The organism is Amycolatopsis sp. CFH S0740 (assembly GCF_004522315.1).
Lineage (GTDB): Bacteria > Actinomycetota > Actinomycetes > Mycobacteriales > Pseudonocardiaceae > Amycolatopsis > Amycolatopsis nivea.
This window is the reverse complement of record NZ_SDLS01000053.1, coordinates 17,919-39,358: the sequence shown is the minus strand read 5'-3', so window position 1 is coordinate 39,358 and position 21,440 is coordinate 17,919. Positions and strand designations below refer to the sequence as shown.

The window sequence follows — 21,440 nt, the reverse complement described above, 5'->3', positions numbered from 1 at the left end:
GCCGCTTGACAAACAAAACCCAGGGATGTCTTCACGGACAGTCAGCCCGGGCGGCCGCGCGGTTCGTGAGGGAACTCCGGCGGCAGCCGTGGAGGGAGAAATTCTCGCCGTAGGAAGGTCCGTGAGGGGACCCCTGAGGGAATCAGATTCCCTGAGGGGTCCCCTCACGGCGTTTGGCGCGAGGTGTTCCGAGGCGGGGCGTTCGGCGGCGGTGGGGAGTTGCGTGGCGAGTGTTCGGCGGTGGGGAGTTCCGTCACTGGCGGCCAGCGGCTGGGAGTTCCGCGGCTGGCGTTCAGCGACGGGGAGTTGCGCGGCGGGTGTTCGGCGGTGGGAAGCTCCGTGACTGGTGGCCAGCGGCGGGGAGCTGTGTGGCGGGTGCTCAGCGGTGGGGAGTTCCGTGGCTGGCAGCCAGCGGCGGGGAGTCGCGCGGCGAGTGTTCAGCGGTGGAGAGTTCCGTACTGGCGGCCAGCGGCAGGAAACTCCGTAACAGGGGAGCGGGGCTAGCGAGCGGCGGGCGTGCGTGAAGCGCGGTACTCAGCAGCCCGCGCCTCGTAAGCGCGGAGTTCTTCCTCCCGATCCGGAACGTCCTGCGCGCCACCCTCCGGCTGGTCGGCGAAGAAACCGCGCAGTGCGGCGTTCGCGGAGGCGGCGAGGTGGCCGGTCCGGGCGAACATCGCGGTCTCGTAGCGGGTCAACGCGGCTTCGACATCCGGCTCCTCGTGCAGTGCGTGCGCCAATTCCGCACCGTCGAGCAGGGCCAGGTTCGCGCCGTGCCCGCCGAACGGGGCCATTGCGTGTGCGGCGTCGCCGATTACGGTGATGCCGGGGACGCGTTCCCAGGTCAGGGGAGCGGGCAGCGCGGTGAACGCGCGTGCCACGTAATCGCCGTCGTTGTCGGTCAGCAGCGGGAGCACCTTCGAGCCCCAGCCGCGGAATTCGCGCAGCAGGTACTCGCGGACCGAGGCTCGGTCAGTCAGGTCGACGCCTTCCCGTGCGGCCCAGTCCTCTTCGGCGCGGAAAGCCACGTAGCCGCGGATCACCCCGTTGCTGTTGCGCTGCACGATCACTGCGCGGCCGGCGCCGTCGGCGGTGAACAGTTGTCCGTTGCCCACCAAGGCCGCGATTTCCGGGTGCCGGGTTTCGACGTCGTCGAATCGGACGTCCAAAAAGGACACTCCGAGGTATTCCGGGCTGGCGTCGGTGAGTCGGCGGCGCACCTTTGACCAGGTGCCGTCCGCGCCGATCACGACGTCGGCGTCCACTGTGGAGTCGTTGGCGAAGTGCAAGCGGTGGACGCTGTTTTCGGTGGTCAGGTCGGTGAGTTTGTGTCCCCAGTGGACGGTGCCGGGGGCGAGCCGCTCGTACAGCATCGTGCGGAGTTGGCCGCGGTCGATTTCCGGGGCGGCGGTGTCGTCGTCGGCGGGGGTGAACTGCTTCAGCAGGGTTCCGTGGTGGTCGCGTCTGGTCATGGCTTGGCCTTCGACGCGAGCCAGTTCGTGGAAGGCCGGCAGCAGCCCGGCGTCTTCCAGGGCGATCTGGCCGCTGTCGGCGTGCAGGTCGAGCGTGCCGCCGGGATCTCGTGAGTCCACGGCGGTGTCGGCGTCGTACACGGTCGCGGCGATGCCGTGGCCGTGCAGGACGTGCGCGGCGAGCAGTCCGCCCGGGCCGCCGCCGACGATGGCGATGCGCGGTGTCTCGTTCATGGTCTTCCCCTCTCGTGCCGGTGTGGCTTGGCATCGAGCATAGGTGCAACCATGCAAAAAGTGCAACCGTACAACTTAGCGAGTCATTGCACCTTGAAGCGTCGCTGCTAAACCGGCTAGCAGGATGTCGAGTGCGTAGCCGAAGTCGTGCTCGACGGTGCTTCCGGCTGCCTGCCGTTCCCGCAATCCCGCGGCCATCAGCGGAAACGGGATGCTTTCGCGGGTCGCCTCCAGATCGTCCGGCCAGGTCTGGTCCTCGACGGCGCGGCCAAGGATGAAGTGCACGTACACCCCGGCGCAGCGGGTCGCGTCGGCGAGCGGGAACCCGGCGCGGTGCAGCACGTCGACGGCTCGCTCGGCGAATTCGCCCAGCGAGCGGGCGGTCCGGAGGTCTGCGCCGAGTGCGATGCGTGCGCCGTCTCGATGGTCGAGGAGGGCGGCGTGCAGGGCGGTGCCGGCTTGTTCCAGCCAGGGCAGCCACGGGGTGTCGAGCGGCGGGAGGTCGTCCAGGACTGGGGCGACGAGGGCGTCGGCGAGGTGGTCGAGCAAGGCCCGTTTGCTGCTGAAATGCCAGTACAGCGCGGGTGCTTTGACGCCGAGTTCGGTGGCGAGGCGGCGCACGGTCAGCTTGTCGAGGCCGTCGGCGTCGACCAAGGCGAGTGCGGTCCGGACCGCGGCGGGGATCTCGATCGGCACGGAGGTTGCCTCCTTAACTAGTTCAGGGCAGTCTAGTCCTTAACAAGTTAAGGAGGGTCATGGACGCAGACGCAGTGGTCGTCGGAGCAGGTCCGGTCGGGTTGTTCCTCGCCGCTGAACTCCGGCTCGGCGGGATCCGGCCGCTGGTGCTCGAGCGGCTTGCGCGCCCCACGGCGGAACGGAAGGCACGCGGCATCGGCGTGCTCGCGACGGAGGCGTTGACCCGGCGCGGTCTCGGGCCGCAACTGGCCGCGGCGCACGAGGAGGGAATGTGCGACTTTGCCCGTGATCACGGCAGTTCGCTCGGCCACTTCGCGAACATCCACAAGCTCCTGCCGGACGAGGACCGCCCGCGCACGCACATCTGGCAACCGGAGCTGGAGCGCCTGCTTGCTGGACACGCCGACGCGCTCGGTGTCCCGGTACGGCGGGCGCATCGGGTCACGGAGATCGAGTCTGATGTGGACGGTGTGACGGCGATTGTCGAGACCCCGCACGGAGAACGGCGGATCACCGCGGCTTACCTGGTGGGGTGCGACGGTGGCCGGGGGAAGGTCCGCAGTCTCGGCGGGTTCGGGTTCCCAGGTACGCCGCCATTGCTGCGGACAATCGCGGGCCAAGTCCGGTTCGCCGGGCAGGTGCCGCCCGCCGGACGCTACCCGGGCGGGACTTTCCTGCACGGCGGCAGCATGGCTGGCGTCACCGAGTTCGCCCGCGACGGCGAGCCCGACGGTCCGGTCACTCCGGCGGAATTGGCGGCGGCCATCCGGCGGGTGACCGGCGACGACGTCGTCGTGGCGGAGGTACGCGATTCCCGTCGGTTCGCCGACCAAGCACGCCAGGCCGACGACTATCGGCGCGGCCGGGTTCTGCTCGCGGGCGACGCGGCCCATGTGCACTCGCCGAGCGGCGGGCAAGGGCTCAACCTCGGACTGCTGGACGCGGCGAACCTCGGCTGGAAACTGGCTGCGGTCGTGCGCGGGGAAATGCCGGAAACGTTGCTGGACAGCTACTTCCGCGAACGCGGCCCGGTCGGTGCGGCGGTATTGCGCAATACGCGGGCGCAGTCGACGTTGCTCGCGCCGGGGCCGCACGTCGACGCGCTGCGCGAGATTGTCGCCGAGCTGATGGATCTGCCGCAGGCGAACCGGTACTTCTCGGGCCTGCTGTCCGGCATGGCGGAGCGATACGAATTCCCTTATCCCGCTGAAGAACCAGTCGGGCTGCACAGTCCGGATCGGTCCCTTGTGGACGATGACGGACGGAACACCCGGCTGTCGGAGCACACTCGTAGCGGACGCGGTGTCTTAGTGCTCGATCCGGAAAGCCGCGATCTCGCTGCGTTGGCAAGAGAACGGGTCGAGGTGGTGCCGGTGACGAATTCCGAATCGTTTCTGCTGCGGCCGGACGGAGTTATCGCGTGGACTGGGGGTGAAGCCGAGTTGAAAGTCGCGCTGGACACCTGGTTCGGCTAGGCGTTCGCGCGGCTCCGCCACAGCAGCCAGCCGAAGTACGGTGCCCCGATCAACGCGGTCACCAAGCCCGCCGCGATCTGGGTCGGGGCGAGGACGGTGCGCCCCAACGTATCCGCGACACACACCAGCACCGCTCCCAGTGCGGCCGCCACCGGCAGCGAGCGCGAGTGGCGGGAACCCACCAAAGCGCGTGCGGCGTGCGGGGCCACGAGCCCGACGAATCCCAGCGCGCCGACCGCGCACGCAGCGGCGGCGGTGAGCACCGCGGCGAGCGCGGCGAAGGCGAGGCGAGACCGGTCCAGCGGGACGCCGAGCACCCGCGGCACGTCCTCGTCCAGCGAGACCAGGTCGAGCGTCCGCGCGCTGGACAAGGCGATCGGCAGGGCGATGACCAGGCACAACAGCACCGGCAGGACCTGGCTGAACTCCCGGCCGTAGGTCGACCCGGCGAGCCAGGTGAGCGCCAGATGCGCGTTCCACGGCGAGGTCAGCACCACGACGAGCGTCGTGATCGCCTGCGCGCCCGCGCTGACGCCGATGCCGACCAGCACCAACCGGTCCGAGGACAGTCCGCGGCCGGTCGAACCGCGGCCGGTGGCGAGCCAGTGCACCAGCGCGAACGTCGCGAACGCGGCGACTGTCGCGGCACCCATCATCGGCCAGATTCCGATGCCAGGAACCAGAAGCACGACGCTGATCGCGCCGACGCTCGCACCCGGAGTCACGCCGAGCAGGCTCGGCTCGGCCAGCGGGTTGCGGCAGATCGCCTGCACCAGCGCGCCCGCGACGGCCAGGGCCGCGCCGCCGAGCAGCGCGGCGAGCATCCGCGGCCAGCGCAGGTCGAGCGCGAAAGACACCTCGGTGCCGGACACGCCGCGCAGCCAGTTCAGGACGTCGCCGAGCAGCACGATCCGGTCGCCCAGCAGGAGTGCGGCGATCACCGCGGCGACGAGCGCGATCGCTAGCACGACACCGGTTCCGGCCACCCAGCGGCGCGACCGGACGGTGCCGTGCGTGCCGCGCGCGGACGGTGTTCCGGACGGTTGCCGTCGCGCCAGCCAGACCAGCACGGTCGCGCCCGCCAGGGTCGTCACGACGCCGGTCGGCACCGAAACCGCTTTGTCCGCCGGGACGAGCGCGCGCAGCAGGACGTCAGCGGCCACCACGACCAGCGCACCGGTCAACCCGGAAAGCGGCAGCAGCATCGGATGTTTGCCGAGCCCGGGCACCCGGCTGGCCAGCAGCCGCGCGATCACCGGCGCGCACAGGCCGACGAACCCGATCGGCCCGGCGACGGTCACCGCGACCGCCGAGAGCAACACCGCCACGACGACCGCGTAGGTGCGCGTGCGGCGGACGTCGATGCCCAGCACGCGCGCGTGGTCGTCGCCGAGACCGAGAACGTCGAGCCGGTGCGCGAGCAGAAGGGTCGCCAGGATGCCGACCGCGATCACCGGTGCGGCAAGGGAAACCTGGTTCAGTCCGGATTGGACCGTCGTGCCGCTGCCCCAGCCGTACAGGCCCGCAGTCCGCTCCTGGAACAACATCAGCAGCACCGACGTGAGCGCGGTCAGCGCCAGCGCGATCGCGGACCCGGCGAGCACGAGCCGGGCCGCTCCGCCGCTGCTGCTGCGCGCGACGAGCAGCACCAGCCCGGCCGCCGCGAGACCGCCGACGAAGGCGACGATTCCGTTGACGTAGAACGGAAGCGAGATCCCGAACGCCGCGACGCCGACCACCGAGACGTACGCACCGGCGTTGACCGCGAGCGTGTCCGGAGAGGTGAGCGGGTTCCGTGCCACCGACTGCAGCACACAGCCCGCGAACCCGAGCGCCAGCCCCACGAGCAGCGCCGCGGCCAGCCGGGGGAGCCGGCTGGCCACGAGCACCGCTACCGCCTGGCTGCGCGCGTCGTCGTCCGTGCCCGGGAAAACGGCGCGCAGGAGTTCGCCGAGCCCGACGTGCGACGTGCCTTGCAGCAGGTGCACGGCGGAGAGGACGAGCAGCGCGACGAGCCCGGTCAGGAAGACGGCGGACGCGGTGCCCCGTGCGGCGCGCGGCCGGGCGGGTGCGAGGGCTGGTGCGGTCATCGGATCAGCGCGTCAGAGCGCTGGTGAGCGCGTCCACGTAGGCGATCGCGGACTTCGGGCCGCCGAACATCCAGATGCCGTCCGGGATCCGGTGCAGTTTTGCGCCCTTGACGAACGGCAGCTGCTTCCACACCGCGTTGCCCGCGAGGTCCTGGGTGAAGACGTCGGATTCGGCGGCGTTGGCGGCGTAGACGAAGGACGTGGCCGGATCGGTGATCTTGGTCAGTCCTTCGACGTCGGTGGAGGCGAGGCCGTAGACCTTGTCGCCCTCGCCGGTCCACTGGTTGGCGGCGCCGAGCTGGCCGGCGATGCTGCCGAGGAACGAGCCCTTCGTGTACATCCGGACGGTGACCGTGCCGGAGGTCGAGTAGCCGTCGGCCATGACGAACTTGGCCCCGGACTTGCCCGCGTCCGCGAGCTTCTTCTTGCCCTCGGCGACCTTCGTGTCGAATTCGGCGAGCAGTTTGCGGCCCTGCTCCTGCGTTCCGGTCGCCTCCGACAGCGTGGTCACGGTCTTGCGCAGGTAGCCGATCGGGTCGGCCGAATCGGAGCCGCGCAGGGTCAGCACCTTCGTCTGCTTCGAGAGCTGCGCGATGACGTTGTCCGGCAGGTCGGTGGTGGTGACCACGAGATCCGGGTGCAGCGCGGCGATCGCGTCGAGGCTCGGCTCGCCGCGGGTGCCGACGTCCGGAGTGGACGCGGCGAGCGGCATGACCTTGTCGTAGGTGTTGTAGCCCTTGACGTCCGCCGCGCCGATCGGCTTCACGCCCAGCGCCAGCAGGTTCTCGGTGAGGCCCCATTCCAGCGACACGATCTTCGCGGCCGGCGCGGGCAGGTCGACCTTGCCGCGCTCGTCGGTCAGGTGGACCGGGCCGGAGGGTTTCGCGGAGGCGGCCGCTCCCTGGTCCGCGGGCGTTTCGGTGGTGCCGCACGCGGCGAGCGCGAAGGCCGCGAGCGCTGCCGCCGCGGTCGTCAGGACCGTCCTTCGGGCAGGACGAGAGAACACACTGGACACGGGGTTTTCCTTTGAACTAGGGGACAGGTCAAGCTGAGCGGACCGGCCGCGGCCGGGAGGTGTGCCGTCCGACCGGGCGCGTGCGGACGTGCCCCTCGTCGTCGACGTGGACGTCGATGCGCAGGCCGTAGACGTCGCTGAGCAGGCCGGCCGTCAGCACGTCGGCAGGGCGGCCGGTCGCGCGGACGGCGCCGCGGCACAGCAGCACCACCTCGTCGGCGACGGCGGCGGCCTGGTCGAGGTCGTGCAGCACGACGCCGACCGCGACGCCGTGCTCGTCGGCGAGATCGCGGACGAGGTCCAGCGTTTCGATCTGGTAGCGCAGGTCGAGGAAGGTGGTCGGCTCGTCGAGCAGGACGACGCCGGTGTCCTGGGCGAAACAGGTCGCCAGCCAGACGCGCTGGAGCTCGCCGCCGGACAGTTCGTCCACCGGGCGCTCGGCCATTCCGTCGACGCCGGTGTGCCGCATCGCGCGCTCGACCAGCTCCGGTCCCTCGGGATCGCCGGAGCCGAAGCGGCCACGGTAAGGATGGCGGCCGTAGGACACGACGTCGCGCACGCGCACGCCGCCGGGCGTGGGGCGCGACTGGGTCAGCAGCGTGACGTGCCGGGCGAACTCCTTGGGAGACAAGGCGAGCGCGTCTTGCCCGGCCAGCGTGACGTCGCCCGCGGTCAGCGGATGCAGCCGGGCGAGCGAGCGCAGCAGCGTCGACTTGCCGGACCCGTTGGGGCCGACCAGGACGGTGACCTCGCCCGCGCGCAGGACGATCTCGGCGTCCTGGACCACCGGTTTCGCGCCGTAGCCGAGAGCGAGCCCGGTGCCGGCGAGCGCCGGTGCTTCCGGCCAGGAGTGACTCATGAAGGTTAGCCTAACCTGATCGAGGGATAATCCGAAACCGGACATCGCGGCGGTGTCGGACGTCACGGGCGTTTGTACCGGGAGGGCCCGCCAGGATGTGAAACGCCTTTGCCGCGTGCCGTTGCCGCTCTAGCTTCTGATCGGGTCAGAGGTTTTCGGATTTCCGGGTGACGAGGGGAGCCGGTGCGTGGCCACGGGCGAACTCGCAACGACGACGCTGCCGGTCGGGGCGGGCTGGCTCGGGTCCCGCATCGGCGAGCGCACGGCGCGCGGCGTGGCCGGGACGGTGTCCGGCCTGATCCGCGACGGGGAGGTGCCGCCGGGCACGCGGCTGCCCACCGTGCGGGCGCTGGCCGCGGAGCTTTCGGTCAGTCCCACGACGATCGCCGAAGCGTGGTCGCAGCTGCGCGCGGCCGGGTTGATCGGCACTGGGCGGCGGCGCGGCACGATAGTGCTGGAACCGCCGTCGAGCCCGCCGCCGGAACGCGCGTTTTCCGGCTGGCAGACCGTCGACCTTGAACACGGCCTCCCGGATCCCGGACTGCTGCCGCCGCTGGAGGACGCCGTCGCGGCGGGTGTCCACACGGAACGGTTCGGCGGTCCGGTGAAGAACTCGATCACGCCGCAATTGCGCGCCGCCGTGAAGCCGACGTGGCCGTTCGCCGCCGAATCGTGGACGGTCGCGGCCGGCGGGCAGGACGGGATGTTGCTGGCCTGCCAGGCAGTCGCGCGGCCGGGCGACGTGATCGCGCTGGAAGCGCCGACGACGCCGTGGCTGCGTGAATTGCTGCGCCGGTCGCGGATCCACGTGGTGCCCGTGCGGTGTGACGAGGACGGGCCGATGCCGTCTTCCTTGGCCGCGGCGTTGGAACATCGGCCGGTCGCGTTCGTCTATCAGCCGCGTGCGCAGTCGCCGCTCGGGCATTCGGTTCCGGCGGACCGGCTCGCGGAACTAGCGGCGGTACTGTCCGAAGAGGACATCGCGGTGATCGAGGACGATGATTTCGGGCCGTTGGCTTCGGCTCCTTCGGTGAGCCTCGGCGCGTCTTTGCCTGGCCGGGTGTTGCTGGTGCGTTCGTATTGCACCGCGTTCGGGCTCGAGCTGCGCAGTTGCGTGATCGGCGGTTCGGCGGTGCTGGTGGAACGGGTGCGACAGCAGCGCGGACCGGGGTCGGTGTGGTCGAGCCGCATTCTTCAGGACGCGCAGGCGTTTCTGCTGACCGACCCCGGCAGTGCGGAATTGCTGAACCGGGCTCGGAATCGGTACGCGCATCGGCGGGCGGCTTTGACGGAAGCGTTGCGGGAGCACGGGATTTCGGTGCGCGCGCGGGACGGGTTGACGTTGTGGGTGCCGGTTCCGGAGGAGTCGCGGACGTTGATGACGTTGGCGGCCAATGGGGTTTCCGCCGGGTCGGGGACGCGGGCGGGGAATCCGGGGACGCCGCACATCCGGGTGGCGACTGGGCAGCTGCCGGATGATCCGGCTTTGGTGGCGGATCTGGCGCGGATGATCGCGCGGGCATCTCGGCGGTAGTGCGCGGCGATGCCGGTTCTCACCGGCACAAACACTCACGACCTCCGGAGCAAGTGCCGGTCCAGGAACGGATTACGGAACTTCCCGGCCGGGTCCAGCTCCGCCGCCAACTCCCGGAACTGCCGCACCCCGTGGTGGTCCAGATCCAAAGCCGCACCGTGGAATAGCTTTCCCCAATGGGCGCGAACGCCGAAGGGCGCGAGCTTCTCCTCGATCAACGGCAGCACCGCTTCCACCTCCGGCTGCCGCTGCTGCCAGGTGAAATGCATCGCCACCCGGTCGCCGTCGTACGCCGGGCTCAGCCAGTGTTCGTCGCCGGCGACGGTGCGGATTTCCGACACCACCAGCAGCGGCGCGATCCGGTCGCCGAGGCTGCGCAACGCCTCGAACGCCGCGGTCGCGTGCGCACGCGGCACGAAGTACTCGGTCTGCAATTCTGCTCCGACGCTCGGCGCGAATTCCAGGCGGAAATGCGGTAGCCGGTCGTACCACGGTCCGGGAATCCCGCCTTGCACAGTGGTATTTTCCGCCGAAATGCCCGCTGCGTGCGCGGGGTGGCGCGGACCGTCGGCGGGAAGCGCGCCGAACAGCGTCTCGGGGATCTCCGCCGGGACGCGGTTCTTGAGCAGGACCTGGTCGATCACGTCGCGCGCCCAGTTGGTGAACAGGCTGACGCTGTAGCCCGCGGCCTGGATTTCGTCGAAATGCTCCAGGGCGGCGGACCAGGGGAGGGCGTCGAAAACGTCTTGGCGCACCGAAAAAGTCGGCTCCAGGTCGAGGGTGAGCCGGGTGAGGACGCCGAGTGCGCCGACATTCACCACTACTCCGGGGAATTCGGCGTCGGCGCGCGAGAACGTGCGGAGCGAGCCATCTGCGGTGAGGAGTTCGACCGCGGACACTGCCGAAGCCAGTCCGCGAAGCCGCTGTCCGGAGCCGTGGGTGCCGGTCGCGACGCTGCCGGCGACGGTGATGTGGGGGAGTGACGCCAGGTTGGCCAGTGCGTACCCGGCTTCGTGCACCTGCGCGACGACGTCGCCGTAGCGGGTCGCGCCGCCGATGGTGAGCTTCGCGTCGTTGATTTCCGGGGCAATGTTGACGGCGGAGAGGTCGAGTTGGCGGCCGTCCGGGCTGTCGGCGACCGTGTTGAAGCTGTGCCGGCTGCCGAGGGCCTTGATCCGGGCCGAGCCGGCGACGAGCTCTTGCGCTTCGGACAGCGTGCGCGGGGCGACGACCTCGCGTGCGCGGTAGGTGAGATTGCCAGCCCAGTTTTCGATCACGAGGGCCGAGCCTAATCGGCTCCGGCACGGCAGACTGGGGACAGGCCGACCGAGGAGACCCCGCATGCATTCCGCTGGACTCGTCCTGCACCCGCGCCGCGATGCGAAAGCCGCGGTCGACGCGGTGCTGGACTGGGCCGCCGGGCGCGGGATCGAGATCCTCGGCATCGACGACGAGATCGCCAGGGTCGACTGTTCGGCGACCGCCGTCCAGCCCGCTGAACTGGGCAAACGGTCGGATCTGGTGGTCAGCCTCGGCGGCGACGGCACCATGCTGCGCGCGATGCGGCTCGCCGACGGGCAGCACGCGCCGGTGCTCGGCGTCAACCTCGGGAAGCTCGGCTTCCTCGCCGAGGTCGACGTGCCGGACCTGCCGCTCGCGCTGTCCGCGATCGACCGCGAGGAGTTCACCGTCGAGCCGCGGCTGGCCGTGGACGCGCGGTTCGGCGGCCGGATCGAGACCGCGTTCAACGACGTCGCCGTGGTGCGGGTGCCCGGCGACGGGAGCGCGGTGGTCGCGGTGCTGGTGAACGGCGAGCAGTTCGTGAGCTACGCAGCGGACGCGGTCGTGGTCGCGACGCCGACCGGCTCCACCGCGTACAGCTTCTCCGCCGGAGGGCCGATCACAAGCCCGGCGGTGGAAGCACTGCTGGTCACGCCGGCCGCGCCGCATTCGGCGTACAGCCGCGGCGTCGTGCTGTCGGTGCAGGACACCGTGACGCTGGAGGTACTGCCGTCGAGCGGGCGGCTCGCGGTGGAGGTCGACGGCCAGGTGGCGGGGTACGTCGGGCCCGGCGAAACGATCGACCTGCACGCCCGGCCGAACGCGGCCCGCGTCGTGCGGCTCGGCATGACGACCTTCTACCAGCGGGCCCGGCGCAAGCTGCGGCTCACCGATTCGGCGGAGATTCCGCTGTCCTGAGCAGGGCGCGCGTTCGTCTGGTAATCGCGCGCTGACCTGCGGTGATCCCGTTCGCGCTGTGCCCACTGTCACTTGTCGGTGACATTGCCGTGTCCTGTTCGTAATGTCGTGGCGGCTTTGCGACCCGAACGAGGAGATGGTGGTGCGAGGTGTCCGGTAGACATCGGGACGGATCGAAGTCGTGGCGGCTGCCTGCCGCGGCGGGCGCGCTGGCCGTCGGCGCACTGGCGGTGCCGGTGTGGCTGGCCGCCGGCTCGGTCGAACCGGAGCAGTTCCCGGCCGCGGCCGCGGAGATGCACGCGTTCAGCGCGCCACGGCCCTCGAGCAGCGTTCCGTCGACCACTTCGACGCCTCCCACGACGTCTTCCAGCGCTGCCCCGACGACGACGTCCTCGTCTTCGCCGCCCAGCAAAACGACTTCTCGTACTTCGGTGACTCCGACAGCGAAAGCGTGTTCGTCCACTTTGGCCGGAACGCAGCCCGCAGTGGCTCAGGCGGGCAATTTCCTCAAGGAAAAGTTTTCGGTGGAGACGGTCGGCGGCCGGGCCGGACGGTCGGGTGCGAGCGACCATCCCGCTGGTCTCGCGCTGGACTTCATGGTCGACACGAAGACCGGAAACGCTTTGGCCGCTTACGTTCTCGCGCATCAGGACGAGCTCGGCGCGAAGTACGTGATCTGGCAGCAGCGCTACAACGACGGCAGCGGCTGGTCGGCGATGGAGGACCGCGGCGGCGAGACCGCGAACCACTTCGACCACGTCCACGTTTCGTTCGAGCGCGGCGCGAAGGTTTCGGTCACCTGCTGACACCCGACTTTCGGAGGTGGGCCGGATTCGTCCCGAAGAGCACACTGTGCGCTGCCGAGTGGTCACCGTCCGCACGGGGTGGCCTTCCTTCGCTGCGTGAGGAGCTCCGATGGCGGGCAGGTTCTCGATCCGGCTCACCCTCAGCGTCGTCGGAGTGCTGGTCGCACTCGGCGGCACCACGACCGCCGCAGCCGCTGCCGCGCCGGACGATCCGGTCTCGTGGCGCGTCCCCGCTACGCCCGCCGAGGCGGCTTCCTTGGCCCGCGCCGGGTTCGACGTCGCCGGGACCAGCCCTGGGGTGGCCTATGTGATCGGGAACCAGTCGGTCGCCGGGCAATTGCGGAACCGTGGCTACGCGCCGGAGTTCTTCGACACTGTCTACAAAGGAGTAACCACGCGCGCCGCCGGCGACACGTTCTACGGCGGCTATCGCACTGTCGCCGCACAGGAAGCGCATCTGGCGAAAGTCGCGGCGGCGCATCCGGATCTGGCGACCGAGTACACGATCGGCCAGTCGTGGCGGAAGACCCAGGGCAAGGGCGGACACGACATCAAGGCGATCTGCCTGACCAAGAAAAAGGACGGCGACTGCACGCTGTCGACGACATCGCCGAAGCCGAAATTCGCGCTGATGGCGCAGATCCACGCCCGGGAAATCTCGACCGGCGAACTCGCCTGGCGCTGGATCGACTACCTCGCCGACGGATACGGCAGCGACGCCACCGCGACGTCCATTTTGGACACCACCGAGGTGTGGGTGGTCCCGATCTCGAACCCGGACGGCGTCGACATCGTCGCCTCCGGCGGGAATTCGCCGAAACTGCAGCGAAAGAACGCGAACACCAGCCGGGGCAATTGCAGCGGCACCAACATCGGCATCGACCTGAACCGCAACTCGACCTTCCGCTGGGGCGCGGATTCGGATTCGCCGTGCGCCGAGACGTACCAAGGAGTGAGTGCCGGATCGGAGCCTGAGGTCCAGGCGCTGGAGAAGCTTTTCCGCTCGATCTACCCGGAACAGCGCGGCAGCGGCGACAACGACCCGGCTCCGGACACCGCGCGCGGCACGATGATCACGTTGCACAGCTACGGGAACGACATCATTGTCCCGTGGGGCTTCACTTCCGACCCCGCGCCGAACGACGCCGCGCTGCGCAAGCTCGGCGCGAAGTTCAGCGATTCGAACGGGTATCTGGTGGGGACCAACACGGAAACCGTCGGCTATTCGACCAGCGGTACGACGGACGACTTCACCTATGGCGCGCTGGGAGTCGCCAGCTACACGTTCGAGGTCGGCGGCCAGAGCGGGAGTTGTGGCGGGTTCCTGCCGCGGTATTCATGCGTGGACAGCACATTCTGGCCGAAGAACAAGGGCGCGCTGATCACGGCTGCCCAGTCGGCGGCGGCTCCTTATCGGCAGTGAGCCAGGTTGCACCATCGGCGGCGCACGGTGCGCACGGTGCGGAGGGCCGTGAGGGGAACCCTGAGGGAATCAGATTCCCTCAGGGTGGCCCTCACGTACTTTGCAAGGAGCCCGGCTGAGCCGGTGCACTGCGTCGGTCGGCGGGCATCACGGCGGCGAACCCGCCGCGCACCGCGCGACTGAGAAACGCCATCGTGTCATCTGGTTGCCTGTAGCGGCGGCGCAGGGCTCGATCGGACCGCGAAGAACACCAGAGCTTCGCTGCGTAGCCCAGGTCAGCGTCGCTACGCGGAGCATCGCCGGGAGCGGCCGTCACCTCCAGTTAACTCGTCGGGCGATCTATCTCACCCCGCCGCTCAGGCAAACGTCACCATACCGGGGCTGCCATATGTACGTACATCCCGTACAGTAGTTCTGCAACAGAACTAACTAAGCGGGAGGCGGCAGTGACGATCGGCCTGGAGCGGGCTCGGCCGGCGGCGGTGCGGGACCATCCGAACGCCGGGTGGTTCGCCGTCGGCGCGGTGTGTTTCGGCGCGTTCATGGGGCAGCTCGACGCCAGCATCGTCACGCTCACCTTTCCCGCGCTGCAGCACGAGTACGGGGCTCCGCTGGCGGCCGTCCAGTGGGTGTCGCTGGCGTATCTGCTGGCGTTGGTGGGGTTGCTGGCCGCGGTCGGGCGGGTGGCCGACGCGGTCGGGCGGAAGCTCACTTACGTGCAAGGGTTCGGCGTCTTCACCGTCGCGTCGGTGGCGTGCGGGCTCGCGCCGACGCTCGGCTGGCTCGTCGCGTTCCGGGTCGTGCAGGCGATCGGGGCGGCGATGCTGCAGGCCAACAGCGTCGCGCTGGTGGTGCGCAGCGTCCGCGAGGACCGGGCGCGCGCCGCGCTCGGGGTGCAGGCGGCGGCGCAGGCGCTGGGGCTCGCGCTCGGGCCCGCGGTGGGCGGGCTGCTGGTCGACACCGTCGGCTGGCGGTGGGTTTTCCTGGTCAACGCGCCGGTCGGGCTGGCCGGGCTGATCGCCGGGCGCTACCTGCTGCCGCGCACTCGCGAGCGCACGCCGCTGGGCCGGTTCGACGGGGCGGGCGTCGGACTGCTCGCGACCGCGTCGACGGCGTTGCTGCTGGTGATTTCCGGGGTGTCCGGGCTGGACATGCCGGGGTGGCTGCTCATCGCGCTGGCCGCGGCGACGGTCTGCGCGGCGATCGGGTTCGTGCTGCGGGAAAAGGCGGCGAGCAGCCCGATCCTGCAACTCTCGGTGCTGCGGCCGCCGGTGGTTTCGCTGGGACTGGCCGGGGCGCTGTGCGGCTACCTCGTGTTGTTCGGGCCGCTGACGTTGCTGCCGCAGGTCCTCGGCACGGCGGGCGGAACCGGTGCGGTGCTGACGTGTCTTCCCGCCGGGTTCGCGGTGGCTGCGGTGCTGGCCGACCGGGTGCTCCCGGCGCGGCTCGGTTCTCGCGGACGCACCGTGCTGGGCGCGCTCGTCGCGGCGGCTGGCTGCGCGGCGCTGGGGCCGGCGTCCGCTCCTTGGGAGGTGGGCGTGTCGCTGGTGGTGGCCGGGCTCGGTCTGGGAGTGTTCATTCCGGCCAACAACTCGGCTGTCATGAGCGCGATCCCGGCGCGGATGTCGGCCACCGGAGGAGGACTGGTGAACATGGCGCGCGGACTGGGGACGGCGCTCGGCGTGGCATTCGTGACACTGTGCCTGCACACCGGCGGCGAAACGGCCGCGCTCGCGGTGCTGGCCGGAGCGGGCGTCCTCGCCGCGGCGACCGGACTGGCGGCCCGCCCGGAGCAGGCCCGGTGACCGCGCCCGAACCCGCCCTCGCCGACGTCGTCGCCCGCCTCCGCCGCGCCATGCGACGGGCCGCGCGTACTGCCGACCCGGACAACACGCTGTCGGTCGCGCAGCTGGAATTGCTGTCCTGCCTGTTCGAGAACCCCGGTGCGCGGCCGAGCCGGATCGCGCAATTGCTGAAGCTCGCGCCGAATTCGGTGACGACGATGGTCACCGGGCTCCGTTCGCGGGACCTGGTCACCCGCACCAGCGGCGGGGACGACCGGCGGACCGTGGCGCTCGAACTCACCGATACCGGGCGCGCCGCGGTCGAGCGGTGGCAGGGGCACAACGCCGCGATCTTGGCCGCGGCGCTGGACGGGGTGCATCCGGCGTGGCGGCATTTGATCGCGGCCGCGGTGCCCGCGCTGAACGAGCTGGTGGGGGCGATCGACGCGTTGGCTGAGTCGGGCCAGTCGCACTGAGGCTTTCCGGGGCTGACGGAGTTCGGTCCGGTGCGCTGAGCCGGAGGGGTTTCTGCCGCTGCCGCGTGGTTGGGCTTTGCTTGGCAGGGCAGTCGGGGATCCGCGTTGGGCGGTCGGGCGGGGCGGCGGCATTCGGCTGCGTCGACGAGCCAGCGGCGGTCGGTCGCGCTGAACTGGCGAGGTTTCTGCCGCTGCCGCGTGGTTGGGCTTTGCTTGGCAGGGCAGGCGGCGATCACCGTTGGGCGGTCGCGGCGAGGCACAGCCAGGTCGACGGCAGCCCGGCACCGCAATTCCGGACGACGGCATCCGACCGCGATCGCAACCCCGGCTTACAGCGCAGGCGGCCCCGCCTCCACCCGGCGCAGCACCGGTTCCAGCTTGTCCTCCTCCGCACTCCCGAACGGCAGGCTTTCCTCCCACCACGTAACCCCCGCCTCGGCGAAGGGCGCGACCACCCCGCGTGCCTTGGCCGGGTCGGCGGGGCTCGTTCCGCCGACCACCACGTCGAACGGGGCGTCGGTCTCCCGCTGGCTCCGGACGTAGGCGATCAGGTCCCGCACCTCCGCCAGCTCCGGCAGACCCGTCGGGCCGGCGGATTCGAAGATCGGCACCACCCCGTCCCAGCGGGCGGCGCGGCGCATCGGGCGGCGGTTGGGCCACCGGCCCGCCACCCAGACCGGCGGGCGCGGGCGTTGCACCGGCGTCGGCAGCAGCGTGATGTCGCGGGCGGTGAAGTGCTTGCCGGAGAACGTCACCGGCTCGCCGGTCCAGAAGCGGGCGATCAGGTCGACGCCCTCGTCCAGCTTCTCGGCGATCACCTTCGGGTCGGCGGATTCGCCGAAGTCGGCGTACTCCGCGTCGAGCGGCGCGCCCAGCCCGACGCCGAACACCACCCGGCCGCCGGACAGCTGGTCCAAAGTGGACACTTGACGGGCGAGCTGCTGCGGGCGGCGCCGCGCGACCGGCGTGACCATGGGGCCGAGCCGGACCCGGCTGGTGGCCAGGGCCGCGGCGGCCAGCAGGATCCACGGATCGCCGAAGGGACGGCCGGGACGTTTGTCCAGCACCACGTGGTCCCAGACGAACAGGCCGTCCCAGCCCGCCTCTTCCGCCGCCGCGGCGACCTTGGCCACCGCGCGCGGGTCGGCGAAATCGCCGAAGTTGGGGATGCAGATCGAAAACCGCATGATCACCACCCTGCCCACCTCCGGCGAAGCCGTCAATCGGATTTGCCCGCCACGAACGTCTGCCGCACCCGGGCCCGCAGCAGGGCGTCCGGTGCTTCGGTGAACGGATCGACGTCCAGCACAACGAAATCCGCGGCCAAGCCCGGCGCGAGCTGTCCGGTCAGGTCTTCCCATCGGCACGCGTACGCGGCGTCGCGGGTGCCGTGCGCGAGCGCTTCCGCCAGGGGCAGGGCGTATTCCGGCAGGTTGGGTTCCAGGTCAGGGTTCAGCGCGGACCGACGGGTCGTCGCGACGTACATGTTCGGGAGCGGCGGATGAGGCGCGGTCGGGGCGTCGGAGCCGAACGCGAGGACGGCGCCGGCGGCGGTCATTTCCGGCCACGGGTAGCCGCGCTGTACGCGGTCGTCGCCCAGCATCGCGCGCCAGTTGTCTTGGATCGCCGGGTCCGCGTGCACCGGCTGCATCGACGCGACCGCACCGAGTTTCGCCAGTCGCTGGACGTTTTCCGGGGCCACGGTCTCCAGATGTTCGAGGCGATGCCGCCGGTCGCGCGGGCCGTTGACCTCGATCGCGTGCTCCAGCGCGGACAGCGCGATGTCCGACGCTTCGTCGCCGATCGCGTGCATCGCGACCTGCAACCCGGCCGCGTCCGCCGCCGCGACGACCGGGGCCAGTGCTTCCAACGGCCACAACGGGCCGGGGTGGCTGCCGTCCGCGAAGGGCTTTTTCATCGCCGCGGTACAAGTGTCGATGACTCCGTCGACCATCACCTTGATCCCGGCCACCCGCAGCCACGGCCCGGACAGCCGCGCGCTCAACTCCGCCGCGCGCTCGACCTGGCGGAGGTCGTCCTCGGTGTTCCCGGTGCGCTCGATCAGCCAGTGCCCGGCGACGCGCAGGGGAAGCCGCCCGCCGTCGAGAGCCCGTTCCAGCGCGGCGAGCTCGCTCTCGGAGAGCGCCATGTCGACCGCGGTCGTGACGCCGTCCGCGAGGTAGTGCCTGAACGCCGATGCCAGTGCGCGGTCGCGGTCGGCGTCGCTGGTCTGCTCGTCGAGGAAGTGCCGCATCAGTTGCAGCGCAGCGGTTTCGTAGAGCATGCCGTCCGGTTCGCCGGACGCGTCGCGCCCGATGCGGCCGTCGAGCGGGTCGGGCGTGTCGCGGTCGATGCCCAGCTCGCGCAGCGCGGCGCTGTTCACCCACGCGGAGTGGACGTCGTTGGCGGCGAGGTAGACCGGACGGTCCGGGACCACCGCGTCGATCAGGTTCCGGTGCGGCGCTTGCTCGCCGAGTGCGTCGAAAAGCCAGCTGCGGCCGAGGATCCGGGGTGCGGCCGGATCGTCCGCGGCGGCGCGGGCGAGCCGGTGCTGGATGTCTTCGGGCGAAGTGGCGGAGAACAGATCCACTTGCTCCAGCGCTTCGCCCATCATGACCAGATGGGTGTGCGCGTCGACGAAACCGGGGAGCACGAAGGCCCCGTCCAGGTCGACCACCCGCGCTTCGATCCGGTCAGCTTCGGCGGTGCTGCCTACGTATTCGATGGTTTCGCCGCGGACGACCATGGATTCCGCCCAGCCGGACGCGCTCGCGGTGAAGATCCGGCCGCCGCGGTAGTGCACTGGCGTCATCGGGCCACCACCGTCTCCGCCGCGACGAACGGACGCCAATCGGTCACCGTGTTCGGGCTGCCCGCGTGCACGCGCACGGTTTTGGCGGCCGGTTCGATCAGGACGGTGGCCAGCGTCGCCCACCGGTCGCCGAATGCGGCGTCCGCGTCCGGGACGCAGCACAACTTCGGTTCGCCGGGTTCGGAACGGAGGAAGGCGACGAGGTCGACCGCGTGCGCGGGCGTCGGGTAATCCTGCAACCGGGTGGTCATCATGGCGTGCCTCAGCTGGGAATCCGGTTCGAAGAGCCCGCGTTTCTCGCGGGCGGCGGCGTCGGGGTCGAGAAAGTGATTGGTGTGCACCAGGAAACCTGCTTCGGGGTCGAGGGCGGTTACTCCGGCCGGGCTCAGCTCGGCGCAGACTGCCGTGCCGGGATCGAGCAGCGTGAAGGCTCCGGACGTGCGGATCGGGGCTGTTCGCAGCAGGTCGAGAGCTTCGGCGATGCTGCCTGCTTCGCCGAGGACGGCCGCGGCCAGCACGTGGACCGGGATTCCCGCGGCGGAGTCGTCCTGGTGGCCGAGGATGTTGAAGAACAGCCCGAGACCGGCGCTGTTGACGCCGATCTTGCCGAGGATGCCGTGTTCGGTGATCCCGGCGAAGGCGTACCGCGTGCCGCGCACTTCCTGCGTGTGCCAGCATTCCGCGAGCTCGATGTGCCAGTCCCAGGTTTGAATGCCGTACGGGGAGCCGGAATCGGGAACGCGCACGAGGGTTGAGCACTCCGGCTGGGTGCTCGGTGCGGCGGCGATGATCTCGGTACGGCCGTTGAGCGCAGCGGCCTGCCACAGTTCGATCCCGGCGCCCGCGGCGATGCCCTCGATCTCGTCGGCGTAGCGGCTCCGCCAGGCGGCGACGTTGTCCAGCAGCCGGAGCGCGTCGGTGCGGATTTGCTGTTCGGTGCGGCCGAGGGTGGCGAACCAGCGCAGATACAGCTCCAGCGCATCGGTCAGGCCCTCGCGCAGCTGGGCGCCGCGGGAAACTCCGCGGGCGTGCGGGTCCGGGTCGTTGACGAGCAGGTGCATCGCGTTCCTTGCGGTCGAGGTCAGGCGGTGGCGCGGGGGCGGCCGGCGAGCAGGTAGACGCCGGCAGCGATCAGCATTCCCGCTGGCAGCGAGAAGTCAATTCCGCCGGCCGCGCTCGCCAGGAACCCGGTGTACATCCCGGGAACGGCCAGGCAGGACGCCGAAGCCGTCGCACCGAGGACGAGCGCGGCGATTCCGGCCCAGTGCACGCCGCCGACGTACCAGAACGGGCCGCCGCGGCGTTCGTCGGCGAGGGCGTGGCCGTCGTAGCGGTTGCGGCGCAGCAGAAGGTCGGTCACGTAGATCGCCATCATCGGGCCGAGCACGACGACCATCAGCTGCATCATGTCGTTGACTGCCTTGAGGAAATCCGACACGAGCAAGGCGTACAGGGTCAGCAGCACGCCGGCGGTGCCGTCCAGCAGAACGCTGCGGGAGCGGCGCAGGCGGACGCCGATCGCTTGCAGCGCGAGGCCGGAGCTGTACACGGTCATCGCGTTGTTGGCGATCGCGCCGAGGATCACCGCGATCAGGAAGATCGGCGTGAACCACGGCGGCAGCACGGATTCCAGCGCGGCTTGCGGATCGCTCATGTCCAAAGTGGTCGCGGCGAACGCGCCGAGCGCGGTGAACACGATGCTCGGCAGGAACGCTCCGGCGGCGGTCCAGGCGGCGACGGCGAACGGTTTGGTGTCGCGGGGGAGATACCGCGCGAAGTCCGCACTGTTGTTGTAGGACAAGGAAGCTGACGCCACCAACGCAACACCGCCGGCCAGCGCCGCCCACAGCGCGACTCCGTGCAGCGGCGTCGGGGGCTGGTAGCTCCACGCGGTGTGCCGGATCAGGAATCCGCCCAGTACCAGGAAAACCGCGGTCGTCACGATCGCCAGGGGCAGGTAGAGGCGCACGATCACGGAGTGGCCGTAGACGCTGATCACCAGCGTCGCGGCGGCGATCGCGACGATCACGAGGACTTTGCCCAGGGTGTTCAGTTCGATGCCGAGCCGCGCGCACAGGCTGAACGCGGTCACTGACGCGGCGGACCAGCTCAACGCCACGTAGCAGACCGAAACGAGCCAGCCGTTCAGGCCGATCACGAAGCGGTTGCCCCGGGTGCCGAACATCGCCCGCATGATGACCTCGCTCGGTGCGCCCGCCGCCGGGCCGCTGACCGAGACCAGCCCGACCAGCACCCAGCACAGGTTGCCCACGACGATCACCGCGAGCGCCTGCGGCAGGCTCAATCCGCTGAGCACCAGCGCGCCGCCGACGACCAGGCTGAGGTAGCTGACGTTGGGCGCGGCCCACACCCCGAACAGGTCACGGGCGCGGCCGTGCCGTTCGTCGTCGCCGATGACGTCGATGCCGTGGGCCTCCACCCGCGGGCCGCGCCCGGACCGGGGCGGGGGCGGGGCGGACGTGCCGGGCGACACGGGCGGGGTGGCGGGAGCGGTCATGGCGAACCTCCGGACCGGGGAATCGACTCGGGCCACGGTAAGGACCCAAA

Annotated in this window: 17 protein-coding genes; 7 read left to right on the top strand and 10 right to left on the bottom strand. The window is 70.4% G+C overall.

Going from position 1 to position 21,440, the window contains the following annotated elements; genetic code table 11:
• Window positions 1–500: 500 nt before the first annotated feature.
• The gene (locus EIZ45_RS44595; RefSeq protein WP_134666480.1) at window positions 501–1,703 is read right to left on the bottom strand and encodes an NAD(P)/FAD-dependent oxidoreductase; all 1,203 of its coding nucleotides are present in this window, start codon (window positions 1,701–1,703) and stop codon (window positions 501–503) included.
• Between the two features lie 75 nt (window positions 1,704–1,778).
• Complete coding sequence (locus tag EIZ45_RS44590) at window positions 1,779–2,399, bottom strand: TetR/AcrR family transcriptional regulator C-terminal domain-containing protein (RefSeq protein ID WP_134666482.1); 621 nt, start codon at window positions 2,397–2,399, stop codon at window positions 1,779–1,781.
• Window positions 2,400–2,458: 59 nt separating this feature from the next.
• Between EIZ45_RS44590 and EIZ45_RS44585 the strand changes: the two genes are divergently transcribed.
• A complete protein-coding gene (locus EIZ45_RS44585; RefSeq protein ID WP_134666484.1) occupies window positions 2,459–3,874 on the top strand; it encodes an FAD-dependent monooxygenase in 1,416 nt (471 codons plus the stop codon).
• Here the strand turns inward: EIZ45_RS44585 and EIZ45_RS44580 are convergent.
• From EIZ45_RS44580 to EIZ45_RS44570, 3 genes are read right to left on the bottom strand one after another with little or no spacing between them, the layout of a single operon-like run.
• A complete protein-coding gene (locus tag EIZ45_RS44580; RefSeq protein WP_134666486.1) occupies window positions 3,871–5,964 on the bottom strand; it encodes an iron ABC transporter permease in 2,094 nt (697 codons plus the stop codon). The genes EIZ45_RS44585 and EIZ45_RS44580 overlap by 4 nt on opposite strands.
• Window positions 5,965–5,968: 4 nt before the next feature.
• Complete coding sequence (locus EIZ45_RS44575) at window positions 5,969–6,979, bottom strand: iron-siderophore ABC transporter substrate-binding protein (RefSeq protein WP_134666488.1); 1,011 nt, start codon at window positions 6,977–6,979, stop codon at window positions 5,969–5,971.
• 28 nt (window positions 6,980–7,007) lie between these two features.
• Window positions 7,008–7,838 (bottom strand): ABC transporter ATP-binding protein, encoded by an 831-nt coding sequence (locus tag EIZ45_RS44570; protein WP_134666490.1) that lies wholly within the window; start codon window positions 7,836–7,838, stop codon window positions 7,008–7,010.
• Between the two features lie 187 nt (window positions 7,839–8,025).
• On the opposite strand from EIZ45_RS44570, the gene EIZ45_RS44565 reads away from it, so the two are divergent.
• Window positions 8,026–9,372: an aminotransferase class I/II-fold pyridoxal phosphate-dependent enzyme gene (locus tag EIZ45_RS44565; RefSeq protein WP_134666492.1), complete on the top strand. Its 1,347-nt coding sequence runs from the start codon at window positions 8,026–8,028 to the stop codon at window positions 9,370–9,372.
• A gap of 35 nt (window positions 9,373–9,407) precedes the next feature.
• On the opposite strand, the gene EIZ45_RS44560 is transcribed toward EIZ45_RS44565, so the two are convergent.
• Window positions 9,408–10,649: an FAD-binding protein gene (locus tag EIZ45_RS44560; RefSeq protein WP_134666494.1), complete on the bottom strand. Its 1,242-nt coding sequence runs from the start codon at window positions 10,647–10,649 to the stop codon at window positions 9,408–9,410.
• A 64-nt stretch (window positions 10,650–10,713) separates the two neighbouring features.
• Between EIZ45_RS44560 and EIZ45_RS44555 the strand changes: the two genes are divergently transcribed.
• The 5 genes from EIZ45_RS44555 to EIZ45_RS44535 all read left to right on the top strand — a co-directional run bounded on the left by EIZ45_RS44555 (window position 10,714) and on the right by EIZ45_RS44535 (window position 16,060).
• Complete coding sequence (locus EIZ45_RS44555; RefSeq protein WP_037819461.1) at window positions 10,714–11,571, top strand: NAD(+)/NADH kinase; 858 nt, start codon at window positions 10,714–10,716, stop codon at window positions 11,569–11,571.
• A 149-nt stretch (window positions 11,572–11,720) separates the two neighbouring features.
• Entirely contained in the window at window positions 11,721–12,377 is a 657-nt protein-coding gene (locus tag EIZ45_RS44550; RefSeq protein WP_134666496.1) for a hypothetical protein, read from the top strand.
• A gap of 109 nt (window positions 12,378–12,486) precedes the next feature.
• Window positions 12,487–13,800 carry a M14 family zinc carboxypeptidase gene (locus EIZ45_RS44545; protein ID WP_134666498.1) on the top strand — a complete coding sequence of 438 codons (1,314 nt, stop codon included), beginning with the start codon at window positions 12,487–12,489 and terminating at the stop codon, window positions 13,798–13,800.
• A 446-nt stretch (window positions 13,801–14,246) separates the two neighbouring features.
• Window positions 14,247–15,605 carry an MFS transporter gene (locus EIZ45_RS44540; RefSeq protein ID WP_134666500.1) on the top strand — a complete coding sequence of 453 codons (1,359 nt, stop codon included), beginning with the start codon at window positions 14,247–14,249 and terminating at the stop codon, window positions 15,603–15,605.
• Window positions 15,602–16,060, top strand: coding sequence for a MarR family winged helix-turn-helix transcriptional regulator (locus EIZ45_RS44535; protein ID WP_037819471.1), 459 nt, complete (start codon window positions 15,602–15,604; stop codon window positions 16,058–16,060). Before EIZ45_RS44540 ends, EIZ45_RS44535 begins: the two co-directional genes overlap by 4 nt.
• A gap of 329 nt (window positions 16,061–16,389) precedes the next feature.
• Here EIZ45_RS44535 and EIZ45_RS44530 read toward each other — a convergent pair whose 3' ends face one another.
• Genes EIZ45_RS44530 through EIZ45_RS44515 form a run of 4 tightly spaced genes read right to left on the bottom strand, consistent with a single transcriptional unit; the run spans window position 16,390 to window position 21,390 of the window.
• Entirely contained in the window at window positions 16,390–17,247 is an 858-nt protein-coding gene (locus EIZ45_RS44530; protein WP_134666502.1) for an LLM class flavin-dependent oxidoreductase, read from the bottom strand.
• A gap of 32 nt (window positions 17,248–17,279) precedes the next feature.
• Window positions 17,280–18,872 (bottom strand): amidohydrolase, encoded by a 1,593-nt coding sequence (locus EIZ45_RS44525; RefSeq protein WP_134666504.1) that lies wholly within the window; start codon window positions 18,870–18,872, stop codon window positions 17,280–17,282.
• Window positions 18,869–19,933, bottom strand: coding sequence for a C45 family peptidase (locus tag EIZ45_RS44520; RefSeq protein WP_134666506.1), 1,065 nt, complete (start codon window positions 19,931–19,933; stop codon window positions 18,869–18,871). The genes EIZ45_RS44525 and EIZ45_RS44520 overlap by 4 nt, the downstream gene beginning before the upstream one ends.
• 20 nt (window positions 19,934–19,953) lie before the next feature.
• Window positions 19,954–21,390 (bottom strand): cytosine permease, encoded by a 1,437-nt coding sequence (locus tag EIZ45_RS44515; RefSeq protein WP_051172351.1) that lies wholly within the window; start codon window positions 21,388–21,390, stop codon window positions 19,954–19,956.
• Window positions 21,391–21,440: the final 50 nt, after the last annotated feature.

Bases quoted from the DNA above. Each gene is read 5' to 3' on its own strand.
- EIZ45_RS44580 (WP_134666486.1), bottom strand. From the start codon at position 5,964: ATGACCGCACCAGCCCTCGCACCCGCCCGGCCGCGCGCCGCACGGGGC.
- EIZ45_RS44520 (WP_134666506.1), bottom strand. From the start codon at position 19,933: ATGCACCTGCTCGTCAACGACCCGGACCCGCACGCCCGCGGAGTTTCC.
- EIZ45_RS44585 (WP_134666484.1), top strand. From the start codon at position 2,459: ATGGACGCAGACGCAGTGGTCGTCGGAGCAGGTCCGGTCGGGTTGTTC.
- EIZ45_RS44595 (WP_134666480.1), bottom strand. From the start codon at position 1,703: ATGAACGAGACACCGCGCATCGCCATCGTCGGCGGCGGCCCGGGCGGA.
- EIZ45_RS44545 (WP_134666498.1), top strand. From the start codon at position 12,487: ATGGCGGGCAGGTTCTCGATCCGGCTCACCCTCAGCGTCGTCGGAGTG.
- EIZ45_RS44530 (WP_134666502.1), bottom strand. From the start codon at position 17,247: ATGCGGTTTTCGATCTGCATCCCCAACTTCGGCGATTTCGCCGACCCG.
- EIZ45_RS44570 (WP_134666490.1), bottom strand. From the start codon at position 7,838: ATGAGTCACTCCTGGCCGGAAGCACCGGCGCTCGCCGGCACCGGGCTC.
- EIZ45_RS44515 (WP_051172351.1), bottom strand. From the start codon at position 21,390: ATGACCGCTCCCGCCACCCCGCCCGTGTCGCCCGGCACGTCCGCCCCG.
- EIZ45_RS44555 (WP_037819461.1), top strand. From the start codon at position 10,714: ATGCATTCCGCTGGACTCGTCCTGCACCCGCGCCGCGATGCGAAAGCC.
- EIZ45_RS44525 (WP_134666504.1), bottom strand. From the start codon at position 18,872: ATGACGCCAGTGCACTACCGCGGCGGCCGGATCTTCACCGCGAGCGCG.